The organism is Paenibacillus sp. P22 (assembly GCF_000469945.2).
In the GTDB taxonomy this organism is placed as follows: Bacteria; Bacillota; Bacilli; order Paenibacillales; family Paenibacillaceae; genus Paenibacillus_O; species Paenibacillus_O humicus.
Genome location: NZ_CBRA020000204.1, coordinates 1 through 13,622 on the forward strand (window position 1 = coordinate 1; position 13,622 = coordinate 13,622).

Annotated in this window: 11 protein-coding genes; all 11 read right to left on the reverse strand. The window is 58.8% G+C overall.

What is annotated here, in order from left to right:
- Positions 1–513: 513 nt before the first annotated feature.
- Positions 514–1,470 (reverse strand): ABC transporter permease, encoded by a 957-nt coding sequence (locus BN871_RS22675; RefSeq protein WP_021878943.1) that lies wholly within the window; start codon positions 1,468–1,470, stop codon positions 514–516.
- Positions 1,471–2,553, reverse strand: coding sequence for an ABC transporter permease (locus BN871_RS22680; RefSeq protein WP_048749056.1), 1,083 nt, complete (start codon positions 2,551–2,553; stop codon positions 1,471–1,473). It lies immediately after the preceding gene.
- Between the two features lie 16 nt (positions 2,554–2,569).
- Positions 2,570–4,111, reverse strand: coding sequence for an ABC transporter ATP-binding protein (locus tag BN871_RS22685; protein WP_048749057.1), 1,542 nt, complete (start codon positions 4,109–4,111; stop codon positions 2,570–2,572).
- 80 nt (positions 4,112–4,191) lie between these two features.
- Entirely contained in the window at positions 4,192–5,283 is a 1,092-nt protein-coding gene (locus BN871_RS22690; protein ID WP_048749058.1) for a BMP family protein, read from the reverse strand.
- Positions 5,284–5,612: 329 nt separating this feature from the next.
- Entirely contained in the window at positions 5,613–7,658 is a 2,046-nt protein-coding gene (gene ftsH / locus BN871_RS22695; RefSeq protein ID WP_083436599.1) for an ATP-dependent zinc metalloprotease FtsH, read from the reverse strand.
- 101 nt (positions 7,659–7,759) lie between these two features.
- A complete protein-coding gene (hpt, locus tag BN871_RS22700) occupies positions 7,760–8,299 on the reverse strand; it encodes a hypoxanthine phosphoribosyltransferase (protein ID WP_021878939.1) in 540 nt (179 codons plus the stop codon).
- Between the two features lie 54 nt (positions 8,300–8,353).
- Positions 8,354–9,805 (reverse strand): tRNA lysidine(34) synthetase TilS, encoded by a 1,452-nt coding sequence (tilS, locus tag BN871_RS22705; protein WP_083436600.1) that lies wholly within the window; start codon positions 9,803–9,805, stop codon positions 8,354–8,356.
- A 142-nt stretch (positions 9,806–9,947) separates the two neighbouring features.
- A complete protein-coding gene (locus tag BN871_RS22710; protein ID WP_021880453.1) occupies positions 9,948–10,886 on the reverse strand; it encodes a protein kinase domain-containing protein in 939 nt (312 codons plus the stop codon).
- Positions 10,870–11,595: a vWA domain-containing protein gene (locus BN871_RS22715; protein ID WP_048749060.1), complete on the reverse strand. Its 726-nt coding sequence runs from the start codon at positions 11,593–11,595 to the stop codon at positions 10,870–10,872. Before BN871_RS22715 ends, BN871_RS22710 begins: the two co-directional genes overlap by 17 nt.
- Positions 11,596–11,684: 89 nt before the next feature.
- Positions 11,685–12,719, reverse strand: a complete 1,035-nt coding sequence (locus tag BN871_RS22720) for an NADH:flavin oxidoreductase/NADH oxidase (RefSeq protein ID WP_048749062.1) — start codon at positions 12,717–12,719, stop codon at positions 11,685–11,687.
- Between the two features lie 144 nt (positions 12,720–12,863).
- Positions 12,864–13,622, reverse strand: a 759-nt coding sequence (locus BN871_RS22725) for an AraC family transcriptional regulator (RefSeq protein WP_157060367.1), incomplete at its 5' end; no start/stop codon positions are given.

A 13,622-nucleotide genomic window follows, 5' to 3' on the forward strand; every position in this document is an offset into this window, starting at 1 on the left:
GCGTTCTTTCTTCAGCTGCAGCAGCCTCTCGCGCAGTTCCCGGTTCTGTTCCGCCTTGCGCTCCAGAGCCAAAGCTTCCACGTCGATCCATCTCCTTCGAAGTCCGTCGCTTCCATGCGTCAGCACAGGCGCGGACCCGTTATAGTATGCTCAACCATCCGGACATTCCATGCCGGATGCCCCTTTTAACTCGTGAAATGATTCACAATGTTGTTAAGATGTGACGATTCAGTAACACCTAATTTACACCCCTGCTCCGAGGCTGTCAACCAAGGAATTTTGCTTGCGGAGCCCCGATTTCCAAGGGGAACCGGCTGTCCGGAGCCTAAAGGTCCCTTCGCTCAAAACAGGGGCCGCGAGCTCCGCCGCTTCCTTCGCCGGCATCCTTTTTTGACGCCATTCCATGTATCGTCGAGCAGGGCTTTCCTTCTTTCGGATTTGTTGTCCCCATCTGATGCAGGGTGCAAAAAAAAAAGCCTCTTGCATATGGATGCAAGAGGCTGTAAGCCGATCTTAACGCTTGCCGGGATCGTAAGGCTCACCCGCCGCCGCCGGAGCGCGGTTTTTGCCCGCCGCAAATGCGAGCAGCAGCAGCGTGAGGACGTAAGGCAGCATGTACAGGAACTCGTTTGGAATGGCCTTGGACCATTCGAACAGCTGCGCTTGGAAGCGCAGCGCCTGGGCAAAGCCGAAGAACAAGGCCGCCCCTGCCGCGCCGATCGGATGCCAGCGCCCGAAGATGATCGCCGCGATCGCGATGAAGCCCTGGCCGCTGATCGTCGTGTGCGAGAAATCGTACGTCGTTGTAAGCGAGATCGCTGCGCCGCCGAGACCGGCGAACGCGCCGCTCAGCATGACGCCGATGTAGCGGTACTTCGTGACGCTGATGCCGACGGTGTCCGCCGCGCCGGGATGCTCGCCGACGGCGCGCAGGCGCAGGCCGAAGCGGGTCCGGTACAGGACGAACCAGCTCAGGAACACGAGCACGTAGCAGATGTACGTGGTCGGGTAAGCCTTGAACAGCGCTTCTCCGATGAACGGAATATCCGAGAGGACCGGGATGTTCCACTTGGTGAAGGCGATGCCGGTCAGGTTCTCCGACTGGCCCTGGCCGTCGAACAGGCTCTTGACCAGGTAGATGGTCGCGCCCAGGGCAAGGATATTGATGACGACCCCGATAATGACCTGGTTGGCCTTTAGCGTGATGGAAGCCACCGCGTGCAGCAGGGAGAAGACGACGCCGCAGACGACCGCCATGAGGAGGCCGAACCAAGGCGAGCCGCCGCCGAAGCCCCATTCGCTGGAGAAATACGTGAACACGGCCGCGCTGAACGCGCCGACGATCATGAGGCCTTCAAGGCCGATGTTGACGACGCCGGAGCGCTCCGAGAAGATGCCGCCGAGCGCGGCCAGAATCAGGGCGGTCGAGAAGACCAGCGTGGTGTTGATCAGCTGAGCCAAAAGATCCATTTACGCCGCCCCCTTCTTTTCTTCCCGCCGTTTTTTGAAGAACGGCTTGAGGAACCATTTGACGATGCCGTGGCTGGCTACGAAGAAGATGACCGAGCCGATGACGATCCGGATGATTTCGTTCGGAACCTCAAGCTCGAAGTTCATGCCCTGCGAGCCGTAGCTGAGGAAGCCGAACAGAATCGCGCCGAACACGATGCCGAACGGGTTGTTGCCGCCGAGCAGAGACACGGCGATTCCGTCGAATCCGTAGCCCGGCTGCGCGTTCATGACCGCCATGGACTTGAACACGCCGAGAATCTCGAAGGCGCCGCCGAGACCGGCGAAGGCGCCGGAGATCATCATCGCCTTGACGATGCTGCCCTTGACGTTGATGCCCGCGTAGAAAGCGGCATCCGCGTTGTGGCCGCTGGCGCGCAGCTCGTACCCTTGGCGGGTCTTCCAAAGAATGTAGTAGAAAATGCCGGAGCAAAGCAGGGCGATGACCGTGCCCCAGTGGACGCGGGCATTGTCCATCAGAGCGGACAGCCAGTCGATGGATGCCGATGCCGACGGCAGCACATCCTGGGAGCGGTTCTGCCCTTTCTCGATCATGACGACGCGAACCATGAAGTTGGCGAAGTAATAAGCGATCCAGTTCAGCATGATCGTCGAAATGACTTCGTTGATTCCGCGACTCGCTTTGAGCCAGCCGGCAAGGCCCGACCAGATCGCGCCCGCAAGGCCGCCTGCCAGAACGGCCAGCGGAAGATGGATGAACCAAGGCAGATCGGTGTTGATGCCGACCCATGTAGCGGCCGTCATCCCCATGATGAACTGGCCTTCCGCACCGATGTTGAACAATCCAGCGCGGAACGCGAACGCAACCGACAAGCCGGTGAAGATCAGCGGCGTGACCTGGCGGATAGCTTCGCCGAAGTCGTAGGTAGTCCCGAAAATTTTGACCAGCATGGCCTTATAGGCTTCGAAAGGGTTGAATCCGCCCATCCACATGACGATGGCGCCGACGATCAGGCCGAGAATGATGGCCAGAATCGGAACATAGGTGGACTGTTTCGTGAATATTTGATTGAGACGCTGCATCCGTTGTCCTCCTGTCTCAGCCTGTATGGCCGGCGGCGGCTCCCATGGCGTTGCCCGCCATCATGAGTCCGATTTGCTCTTCGTTTTTCTCGTCCGCTTCCATCTGGCCCATGAACCGTCCCTCATAGATGACCGCAAGGCGGTCGGAGAGGCCGTACAGCTCCTCCAGCTCGAAGGAAACGAGAAGCACCGCTTTGCCCGCGTTGCGGGCCTCGATGAGCTGCTTGTGCACGAATTCGATGGCGCCGACGTCAAGGCCGCGAGTCGGCTGCACGGCGATAATCAGCTCCGGATCGCGGGTGAGCTCCCGGGCGATGATCGCCTTCTGCTGGTTGCCGCCCGACAAGGAGCGGGCTTCCGTATGGATGCCGGACATCCGCACGTCGAACTGCTCTGCGAGCTTTTTGGCGTTCTCGTCCATTGCCTTGTAGTTCAATAGACCCTTATGAGTAAAAGGCTCTTTGTAATAGTTGTTCAGCACCATATTCTCGCTGACGCTGAAGTCGAGCACGAGACCGTGCTTGTGCCTGTCCTCGGGAATATGCGATACGCCGGCTTCCGTCACCGTGCGTACGGAGGTTCCCAGCAATTCCTTGCCGAGCACCTTCACCGAGCCGCCGCTTGCCTTGCGCATGCCGGTGATCGCCTCGATGAGCTGCGTCTGCCCGTTGCCGTCGACGCCGGCGATGCCGAACACTTCGCCTGCGCGGATGTCGAAGGTGACATGGTCGACGACCGGCTTGCCGTGCTCGCCCGGAACGACCAGATCCTTCACTTCCAGCACCGGCTTGCCCGGCTTGCTCTTCTGCTTGTCCACCTGGAAGCTGACCGAACGGCCTACCATCATTTCCGCCAGCTGGCGCTCGTTGGATTCCTTCACGGAAACGCTGCCGATGACTTTGCCCCGGCGGATGACGGTGCAGGTGTCCGCAATCTCCATGATTTCCTTGAGCTTATGCGTAATGAGAATGATCGATTTGCCTTCGCGAGCCAAATTGCGCAGAATGACGATCAGCTCTTCGATCTCTTGAACGGTCAGAACGGCTGTCGGCTCGTCGAAAATCAGGATGTCCGCGCCGCGGTAAAGCGTCTTCAGAATTTCGACCCGCTGCTGCATGCCGACGGTGATATCCTCGATCTTGACGCGCGGATCCACCTTCAGGCCGTACTGCTCGGAAATCTGCTTCACGCGTTCATTGGCGCTCTTGATATCGATCGTAGCGCCTTTGGTAGGCTCGTTGCCCAGAATGATATTCTCCGCTACAGTAAAAGGCTTGACCAGCTTGAAGTGCTGATGGACCATGCCGATCCGCAGCTCGATCGCCTTGCCGGCACCGTCGATAACCACGGGACTGCCGTTGATTTCGATATGCCCCTCGTCAGGCTGATAGAGCCCGAAAAGGATATTCATGAGAGTCGACTTGCCGGCGCCGTTTTCTCCTAGAAGGGCATGGATCTCTCCCTTTCTAAGCTGCAGGCTGATGTTGTCGTTTGCGACAATGCCGGGAAATCTCTTGGTGATTCCTTTCAGTTCTGCTACGATCGGCCTTTGCTCCATCCTTGCATCTCCTTCCCTTTTACGGCAAAAAGAACAAGGCCGGCTCTAGAAGCTGGCCTTGTCTTTGGGCTCGGGCAATCTTACTTGCTTGGCGCGGTTGGTACCGTGATTTCCCCGCCCGTAATTTTCGCTTCGTACTCTTTTACTTTGGCCATTACGTCCTCAGGAACGTTAGGGTTGTTCTCCGGAAGGCCTACGCCGCCGTCTTTCAGGCTAAGCGTACGAGTCGATCCGCCTTCGAATTTGCCGTCGGCCAGATCCTTGGAAACCATTTCTACCGCTTGGTCGACACGTTTAACCATGGAAGTCAGCGTGATGTCGTTGCCGAAGTCGACGGATTGGTCTTTGTCGACGCCGATAACCCATACTTTTTGACCTTTGCTGACGCGCTCTTTGGCTTCGGTGAAGACGCCGTTGCCGCTGCCGCCTGCAGCATGGTAGATGATGTCGGCGCCATCGTTGTAGATCGTGGCTGCAGCCGCTTTGCCAAGGTCAGGCTTCGTGAAGTCGCCCACATAGCTGACTTTTACCGTAGCATCCGGATTGACAGCTTTCACGCCAGCCGTGAAGCCGGCTTCGAATTTGCCGATCAGATCGCCTTCTACGCCGCCGACGAAGCCGACTTTGTTCGTCTTGGTCGTCAGGCCTGCAACGACGCCGACGAGGAAGGAGCCTTCGTTCTCGGCGAACATGACGGATTCAACGTTAGGAGCGTCGACGACGGAGTCGATGCTCGCGAGCTTCGCATCCGGGTTTTGCGTGGCCACGTTGGTCATCGCTTTATTCATCATGAAGCCGATGCCCCAAGTCAGGTCGTAGCCGCCTTTGATCAGCGTGTTCAGGTTCGGCTCGAAGTCGGCGTCGCCCTTCGATTCAAGAGCCTTTACTTTGATGCCGGTGTCTTTTTCGAGCTTCTGGAGGCCTTCCCAAGCGGATTGGTTGAAGGACTTGTCGTTGATGCCGCCGCCGTCCGTAACCATGCCGATCTTGAACTTGGAGTAGTCGGCGTTGGAGCCGCCTGCATTCTCCGTATTGGCAGGTGTGTTGGAACCCGCTGCTCCGCCCGCATTCTCGGAGTTATTATTGTTCTTCGAACCGCAACCGGAAACAACGAGCATCATAGCGAGCGCAGATACACTCAGTACTTGGAACGGCTTGCTTGTCCATTTCATCTGTGTATTTCTCCCCTGTCCTATACGTTTTGATTGGATATAGTTATTATAGCCTATAATCAATAAGAGTCAATGAGAAAGTGTTATTAAAACTTACACCGTGAAAGCATTTACATCTGAATTATCCGAAGCTTTTTCATTTTTCATGAAATAAATTGGATAAATATGACCACTATTTAACTGTAAAACTTACATGGCCCTTACAGAGAAAATTACTCCATCCCTCTTACCTTTCCCTCACCCTCGGATATTATACCGGACCGCCTGAACATAAGCAACAGCCCTCATGCACAATTGTGCATGAGGGCTGCAAGGTTTCAAATCCTAAGTTAGACTTTATCCGGACCGCTGCCGGTTCCGTCTCCGCCGATGTCGGTGCCGCCTGTATTGGCGTCCGTAATGCTCTCGCCAGAGGTCGATCCTTCACCGGGATCGCGAGGCTGGATGCGGACCTTGACACCGCCGATCGTGTCGATCGTCGGCTCGCCGGCAGGCTCTTCGCCGCCTGCGTCGCCGCTGCCGGAACCGTCGCCGTTCTCGGAGCCGGTCTCGATCAGGTTGCGGATCTGCTCCAGGTCGAGCGTCTCGAGACGAAGCAGCGTCTGAGCGATCAGATGCACTTCCTTGCTCTTCTCGGTAAGCAGCTGCTTCGCGCGGTTGTAGCTCTCGTTGATGAAGTTCTGCATCTCCTGGTCGATCTCGTAAGCAATCTTGTCGGAGTAGTTCTGCTCATGGCCGATATCCCGTCCAAGGAATACCTGGCCTTGCGTGCTGCCGAACTGCATCGGACCGAGCTTGTCGCTCATGCCGTATTCCATGACCATGCTGCGGACGATTCCGGTCGCTTGCTTGAAGTCGCTGTAGGCACCGGTTCCGATTTCTCCGATGAACAGCTCCTCGGCTACGCGGCCGCCCAGCAAGCCGGTGATCTTGTCGAGCATCTCCTGCTTGGTGATGAGCATGCGGTCTTCCTTGGGAAGCATGATGACATAACCGCCGGCGCGTCCGCGAGGAATGATCGTGACCTTGTGAACCATGTCGGCATTCTCCAGGAAGTAGCCGATAATGGTGTGGCCCGCCTCGTGGTAAGCGACGATGCGCTTCTCGCGGTCGCTGATGACGCGGCTTTTCTTCTCGGTGCCCACGATGACGCGGTCGATCGCTTCATCGACCTCGGTCATGCCGATATCCTTCTTGTTGCGTCTTGCGGCAAGCAACGCCGCTTCATTAAGAAGGTTCTCGAGATCGGCGCCGGTAAAGCCCGTCGTCCGCTTCGCGATGATGTCCAGCTTGACGTCCTTGTTGAGCGGCTTGTTGCGCGCGTGGACTTTGAGGACGGCCTCGCGTCCTTTTACATCCGGGCGGTCGACCGTGATCTGACGGTCGAAGCGGCCTGGACGAAGCAGCGCGGGATCCAGAATGTCCGGACGGTTGGTGGCGGCTACGATGATGATGCCTTCGTTGGCGCCGAAGCCGTCCATCTCGACGAGCAACTGGTTGAGCGTCTGCTCGCGCTCGTCATGTCCGCCCCCGAGGCCTGCGCCCCGCTGGCGTCCGACAGCGTCGATCTCGTCGATGAAGATGATGCAAGGCGCGTTCTTCTTGGCGTTCTCGAACAGGTCGCGGACGCGGGATGCGCCTACGCCGACGAACATCTCGACGAAGTCCGAGCCGGAGATGCTGAAGAACGGAACTCCGGCTTCGCCTGCGACAGCGCGGGCCAGGAGCGTCTTGCCGGTACCCGGAGGGCCCACCAGCAGCACGCCCTTCGGAATGCGGGCGCCGACTGCGGCGAACTTGCGCGGATCCTTGAGGAATTCGACGACCTCGACGAGCTCTTGCTTCTCCTCGTCGGCGCCGGCGACATCCTCGAACGTGACCCGCTTCTTCTCTTCGTTATACAAACGGGCTTTGCTCTTGCCAAAGTTCATGACCTTGCCGCCGCCGCCCTGTGCCTGATTGATCAGGAAGAAGAACAGGATGAAGATGATCACGAACGGAATGATGGAGGTCAGGAATGTAAGCCAGATGCTCTGGCCTTTCATTTTCTTGTACTCGATTTGGATTCCGTTCTTCAAGGCTGTATCCGAAATCTGCTTGGAGGTGTATTCCTCCGCGTTTGTGTAGGTGAAGAACTTGAGCGAATTGCTTTCAGACCCCGCTGGCGTTTTCTTGTATTCACCGGTCACCAGATACGTGTAACTGTCGAATTGAACCGTCAGCTTGTCGATGTTGTCAGCCTGGAGCTGCTGTTGGAACTCGTCGTAACGAATCTGGGTGCTGTTTTCGTCCTGATTGCTGATGAATTGGACAATTCCGACGGTTACCAGGAAAATAAGCAGGTAAAATCCAGTGTTCCGGATGATTCGATTCATCCCCTACCTCCTCTCAAGACGCTTCAAATATTTTACCATAGCCTGTCTGACCATCTCAACAGAACCCCGGTTCAGGGCAGGCAAGGGAAATCGCAAAGTGGCTATTTGGTGTAGACTTCCGGTTTCAGGATGCCGATGTAAGGGAGATTGCGGTAGTATTCCGCATAGTCGAGGCCGTATCCGACGACGAAAGCATCCGGCAGCGTGAAGCCGGTATAGTCGGCATCGAGATCGACCGAGCGGCCCGACGGCTTGTCGAAGAGCGTGACGACCGTGACGGACTTGGCGTTGCGCCTCTCCAGCACGTCGATCAGATAGCTGAGCGTAAGCCCGCTGTCGATGATGTCCTCGACGATCAGCACGTCGCGGCCTTCCACGGATACGTCCAGATCCTTGATGATCTTGACGACCCCGGAGGATTTCGTGGAAGCTCCATAGCTCGATACGGCCATGAAGTCCATCTCCAGAGGCACGCGTATTTCCTTAACCAGGTCCGCCATGAAAATAAACGCACCCTTGAGCACGCAGATGACAAGCGGGTTGCGGCCTTCGTAATCGCCGGTCAGAATCTCTCCGAGCTCCTTGACCTTCCTCTGGATCTCTTCCTCGCTGTGCAGAATCTCTTGAATGTCGTTATGCAAGTTGTGTTCCTCCCGATGACCTTAATCCTATAGTTATGAATCCAATAAGCCTGGTTATTCTCCATTCTCTTCGCCGCCGAAGCCGCGGGCCGGAATCGGCGCCGATTCGACGACGAGCAGCCGCCGGCTGCCCGGCTCCGCCGCGGCATCCGCCGAGCGGCGGATGCCCGGAATCCAAAGGATTCTGCCCTCGCCGTCGCACAGAAGCGGCAGCAAGCCCCTGCGGGAAGGCGGAACCTTGGCGTCAACGAACATATCTTGCACCTTTTTGGTGCCGTTTAGTCCCATCGCGCTCATCCGGTCGCCCGCCCTGCGGGGCCGCACGGCAAGAGGAAGCGACAGCTTGTCCAGGTCGAATACGGCGCGGTGCGGGCCAGCCTGCGCCGCCTGCGCGACCGCCCGCCCGTCCAGATCTTCCAGCGTCCGGAATGCAAACAGAAGGCCCGCCTCTTCAAGCACGAGCCGTCCGTCCAGCGGAGCCTCGCGTTCCTCCAGGGCTGCCTTCTCGGCGGGGCGCCGCTCCCAGGAGAGCTGCCCGTACTCCCGGCGAAAGCGCAGTCCGCGGGAGAGGTCGATGCGCCAGTTGGACGGCTCCGCCGCCAGTGCGCCAAGACGTATATTCTCCACCTCTTCAAACCCGGTGGGTTCCTTTTCCAGAGCGAGATAATCTAATATTAGTTTAATCAATCTCCTTTGTAAAGCGACGTGGAGACCCGCCAAATCCGCGCCCCGCATCGTCATTCCGGCTGCGGTGGAGGCGACCAGAGACCGGTGGAGGGACTCCGTTTCCCGGTCCAGGAAATCCGCCTCCGCCGAGGCGGCCTCGGCAAGCCTGCACAGCGACGGCCGGAGCCGCGCGTTGAAACGCTCCAGCGAAGGAATCGCCTCGAGCCGCACGGCGTTGCGGAAGTAATCCGGATGCTCGTTGCTGCTGTCCGTGAAGGAAGGAACGCCGAAGCGGCGGCAGTAATCCAGGAGGTCCGACTTGCCTATACGCAGGAGAGGACGGATAAGTTCCACTCCTCCTTCGCTGCGCCGGGGCGCAATGCCCGCAAGGCCGGACGGCGCCGTGCCCCGGATGATCCGCATCAGCACGGTTTCCGCCTGGTCGTCCGCATGGTGGGCAAGCGCGATCGCCGACGCCCCGTGGGCTGCCGCGGCTTCATGCAGGAACTTGTAGCGCAGCTTGCGCGCCGCATCCTGCTTGTTGCCGCCTCTGCTCTCCAGATAAGCCGGCACATCCAGCTCCGCGGAATAAAAAAGGATGCCGAGCTCCTCGGCAAATGCCCGCACTCCCTCATGCTCGGACCTGGACTCCTCCGGCCTGAAGCCGTGATTCGCGTGGGCCGCTCCAAGCCGCAGCTCCCAGCGTCCGGCAGCTGCATGGAACGCATGCAGCAAAGCCATGGAATCCGGTCCGCCGCTGACGGCGACGACGATCGCCGCCCCCCGTTCCCAGAGCCCTTCCTTGAATCCGCGCTCCAGCTCCTCGACCAGCCTCTCCATGCTCCAGCCCTCCCGATGCTTGCTTCATCCTCGCGCCCCGCGGCTTTCCGCCTTTGACCAACGTCCGGAGCGCCTTTCGAGCCGTCCTTCACAGCCTCTTTTTGGAACCTAATCAGTCATTCGGCTTGAAGAACGCCTTTCCTTAGCCTTGTCCGAGCAGCAGCCAGTACAGCACCGCGGCGAGAGCTCCGGACGACAGCAGGAACAGCGCCTTCGTCCAGCCCGGCACGGCGCCCGCCCGCTTCTTGGGGCCGCCCCCCGTCCCGATCCGCCGCATGACGACGCTCCATGCCGCGCCCGCGTCCTCCGCATTCCGGAAGCCGCCGGCAAAAGCCCTCTCCAGCCACCCTGCGAACGGACGCAGCTCCGGGCTTTCCGAGGCAAGCTTGAGCAGCTCCTGCGGCGAGCGGTTTTGCGGGAGGGTGCCGGCCGTATGGCGGTAGAGCGCCTTTTCCTGAAACAGCTGGACGCATAGCACCCCGAAGGAGAACAGGTCGTAGGCCGCATCCGAGGCGCGGGTGCCCGCATTCCAATAGCCGCGGTCGTAAATCTCCGTGAACTGGCGGATGCTCTTGCCGAACGCTGTCACGCCGCCGTAATCGACCAGCTCCACATGCCCGTATTCGGCCGCAAGGATATTGTCCATCTTGAGATCGCCGAACGCCCATCCCGACTCATGCAGCTCGGCCAGCCGCTGCAGAAGGTTGTAGCCCGCGATCGGAAACCATTCCGCTCCCCGGGCAGCAAGAAAGGCGGGGAGCTTCGTTCCCCGCACATATTTCATCACATAGAATGGATATTCCTTGCCGCCTGCGAGCTTCAGATCGTCGACGTCGTGCAGGAAGGGCTCGGCCCGGCTCCCGGCCCGGCCTTCCAGCGCCTGCAGCACGTTGATCTCCGACTGCAGATCGACCGTGTCCGCGCCGACCTTCAGCGCCAGCAGGCGCCGGTCCCGCTCGACCAGATACACCTTGCCGTTGGCCCCTTCTCCGAGCATGCGCTCGACCCGGTAGCGGCGCCTGCGCCACTTGCCGGTAATGACCATGCCTTTATCCAAATGAAGCTTAAACGACGTATCCACTCATCATCCCGTCCTCTTCGCCGCCCCGCCGCCGGTCGTCCCTGCCCCGATAATGCTCGATGACCTGCAGCAGGGCGGGGCCCGTCGGCGTCGTGCCGCGCATCTGCAGCTTGGGGAACAGAGACTGCACGCCGCTCAGGTTCGTGGTCCAGTCCAGATCCAGGGAAGCGTCGTCGCCATGCCCATTGCCTGGGAAATGAAAGACGGACAGCTCGCTGATTCCCTGCCTCGACTGCAGGCTGAGCATCAGGTCGCGGATGGCTTCCTCCACGGCCGCCATCTTGGGCTTCATGCTGGCGCTGGCGTCGATGAGCAGCGCGACCCGCAGCTTGCTCGTCTCTCCGAGCTCGTCCATGACTCGCACGACCTCGCTGCGCTTCTCCGGCGGCAGCTCCTCGATGGCTCCTTCGCCGCCGAGCACCGACTTCAGTTCCTTCTGAACGACCTGCTGAATCGTCTGCACGACGGTTTTGCGCGTCATCATCTGCACCGTCTGCGACAGCTGGCGGGTGCTCGCCATCCGGCTCATGCCGCCGCCCGCATGGGCGATCTCCTGAATTTCCTTGGCTCCGTATTCGCCGAGATCGCCGCCGTCGAGCACGCCGACCACATTCACCGTGATGCCGTCCGACAGCGCCTGGGCGGCAGCGACGACGGGGCTGAGGCCGACATTGGAGCAGCCGTCCGTTATAAGCAGAATTTGTTTCATGATTTACCCTCCAGAACTTGGGATGCAGGTAAGTCTAGAAATCAACTTATCTATCTACCAGCTTTCCCGATTCCGGAAGGATTCATAACTTAACGCAGAGGATAACCTCGCTTGTAGGGAGCCTGCTCCGTGCGGCCGCCCTCCGTCTTGAGGATGGCATCGACCGCCCAGTAAGGATTGCGCAGCATCGCTCGTCCGACCGCAGCCAGATCCGCATCGGCCGTTCCGACGACCGCAGCAGCGACTTCGGGCTCGTCGAGCATGCCGACAGCGATGACCGGGAGGCCCGTCGCCTCCTTGATCCTGCGGGCCATCGGAGCCTGATAGGCGGGGTAGTTGCCCGGCTTGAGATCGCCGTCCGGAGGCGCTTCGCCGCCAGAGGAGACATCGAAGACCTCGACGCCGGCTTCCTGATAGCGGCGGGCCAGCTCGGCGCCGTAATCCAGATCGTACCCGCCTGCGATGTATTCCATGGCCGAGATCCGCATGACGAGCGGCATGCCTTCCGGCAGCACCTCTTTGACCGCCCGGATCACCTCGCAGCCGAAGAGCATCTTGTCCTGTCCGTACTTGTCCGTGCGATGGTTGAGAGACGGGGAATGGAACTGGTGGATCAGATACCCGTGGGCGCCATGCAGCTCGATCGTGTCGAACCCGGCTTCCACCGCGCGGCGGGCGGCTTGACGGAACAGCTCCACCTGGGCTTCCGCCTCCTCGGTCGCCAGCTCCCGGGGAGTCTTCCAGCCCTCCGGCTCGACGGGAATCGGAGATGAGCTGACCGGCACAGCGGCATCGGTCGCCTTGCGCCCGGCATGCGCGATCTGCACGCCGACCTTGGCGCCGTAACGCCGGCATTCGTCCACGATGCGCTTATAGGCCGGAATCTGCTCGTCCGACCACAGGCCGAGGCAGCGGTTCGTAATCCGTCCGTCCGGCTCCACATTGGTCATTTCCATAATGATCAGCCCGGTGCCGCCGACCGCCCGCGATACATAATGCACATAATGCCATTCATTCGGCGTTCCGTCCTCGGCATCGACCGAGTACTGGCACATCGGCGGCATGACGATCCGGTTCTTCAGCTCGAGATTGCTCAGGGTAATCTTGTCCGACAGCTTGGCCATTCCATTCTCTCCTTCTTTCTCTGTTGTCCGATAAATTCGACTTGTCTCTATTATATGCCATCCCGATGGCAAAATAAAAAAAACGCGTTCCCCTCGGCAGGGGAACGCGGATAGCCAACAACGGCCTCTAGTTATTTCTTCCTATTATTCGGCATGATTTTGAATAGACCTGATCGTTCGAAAATTCCGGGGCGGTATTCCTATTTTCTTCTTGAACATTTTGGAAAAGAGAAGCGGATCCTCATAACCGACGGAGCGCGCAATGTCGGCGATCGACAAACGGGAGTCGCGAAGCAGTTCGCAGGCTTTCTCCATTCGGTAATTCATCAGATAGTCCTGTGGCGACATGGATAAGGCTTCCTTGAACAGGCTTGCCAGGTAAATCCGATCGATGCCGACGTTAAGCGCGATGTCGGATATGTAAATCCGGTTGCCGAAATTCATATGCACATACCCTAATGCTTGACGGATATACCGCTCTTTCTGGCCCTGCGGCCTACCGCTCTTGTTTCGCTGCGCGATAACAGCAAGGTCGGCAAGCTCTTTGAAAAAGCGGTATAGCGAACTTTGGCGGGCAAATGCCAAGCTTGGACTATATGCGCTATGAGCATCAAATGCATGGATGAACGTCTCAAACCACGAGTAGTCTGCAGCGAAGAATATGGGATTGTCTCGCGTCAAATTAATTTCCGCAAGCAAGGGTTCCGCAGAGCTGCCGCTGAACGCCAGCCACGAACAAACCCACGGATCCGTTTCGTCGGCGGTATATTGGGATACCGAATCGGGGTAAATCAAAAAGCCTTGCCCCCTGCCCAGAGACCAGGTCTTCCCATCCGCCTTGAACACGCCTTTTCCGGAATGAATGAAATGGAACTTATAGTGRTMCCGRYCGGAGGAGCTGGA

Coding starts and splice junctions, on each gene's coding strand:
- BN871_RS22675 (WP_021878943.1), bottom strand. CDS start 1,470: ATGGATCTTTTGGCTCAGCTGATCAACACCACGCTGGTCTTCTCGACC.
- BN871_RS22680 (WP_048749056.1), bottom strand. CDS start 2,553: ATGCAGCGTCTCAATCAAATATTCACGAAACAGTCCACCTATGTTCCG.
- BN871_RS22685 (WP_048749057.1), bottom strand. CDS start 4,111: ATGGAGCAAAGGCCGATCGTAGCAGAACTGAAAGGAATCACCAAGAGA.
- BN871_RS22690 (WP_048749058.1), bottom strand. CDS start 5,283: ATGAAATGGACAAGCAAGCCGTTCCAAGTACTGAGTGTATCTGCGCTC.
- ftsH (WP_083436599.1), bottom strand. CDS start 7,658: ATGAATCGAATCATCCGGAACACTGGATTTTACCTGCTTATTTTCCTG.
- tilS (WP_083436600.1), bottom strand. CDS start 9,805: ATGGAGAGGCTGGTCGAGGAGCTGGAGCGCGGATTCAAGGAAGGGCTC.
- BN871_RS22715 (WP_048749060.1), bottom strand. CDS start 11,595: ATGAAACAAATTCTGCTTATAACGGACGGCTGCTCCAATGTCGGCCTC.
- BN871_RS22720 (WP_048749062.1), bottom strand. CDS start 12,719: ATGGCCAAGCTGTCGGACAAGATTACCCTGAGCAATCTCGAGCTGAAG.